The organism is Pseudomonas sp. UM16, from assembly GCF_050312595.1.
Lineage (GTDB): Bacteria > Pseudomonadota > Gammaproteobacteria > Pseudomonadales > Pseudomonadaceae > Aquipseudomonas.
In genome coordinates, this window is record NZ_JBNPJT010000062.1 from 1 (window position 1) to 623 (window position 623).

1 rRNA gene is annotated in these 623 nt (G+C 48.8%); it reads right to left on the reverse strand.

The features are described 5' to 3' along the window. Window positions 1-537 (reverse strand): 23S ribosomal RNA (locus tag ACQRAX_RS25555); the annotation flags it as partial. Window positions 538-623: the final 86 nt, after the last annotated feature.

Genomic DNA, 623 nt, shown 5'->3' on the forward strand with positions numbered 1-623 from the left:
AAGTAGGCTCCCACTGCTTGTACGCATACGGTTTCAGGATCTATTTCACTCCCCTCTCCGGGGTTCTTTTCGCCTTTCCCTCACGGTACTGGTTCACTATCGGTCAGTCAGTAGTATTTAGCCTTGGAGGATGGTCCCCCCATATTCAGACAAAGTTTCTCGTGCTCCGTCCTACTCGATTTCATGACTAAGAGATTTTCGCGTACAGGGCTATCACCCACTATGGCCGCACTTTCCAGAGCGTTCCGCTAATCTCAAAGCCACTTAAGGGCTAGTCCCCGTTCGCTCGCCACTACTAAGGGAATCTCGGTTGATTTCTTTTCCTCAGGGTACTTAGATGTTTCAGTTCCCCTGGTTCGCCTCTTGCACCTATGTATTCAGTACAAGATACTCAGCTTATGCTGAGTGGGTTCCCCCATTCAGAGATCTCCGGATCAAAGTCTGTTTGCCGACTCCCCGAAGCTTATCGCAGGCTACCACGTCTTTCATCGCCTCTGACTGCCAAGGCATCCACCGTATGCGCTTCTTCACTTGACCATATAACCCCAAGCAATCTGGTTATACTGTGAAGACGACATTCGCCGAAAATTCATGAAAACTCACAAATTTTACCTTAGCCTGAA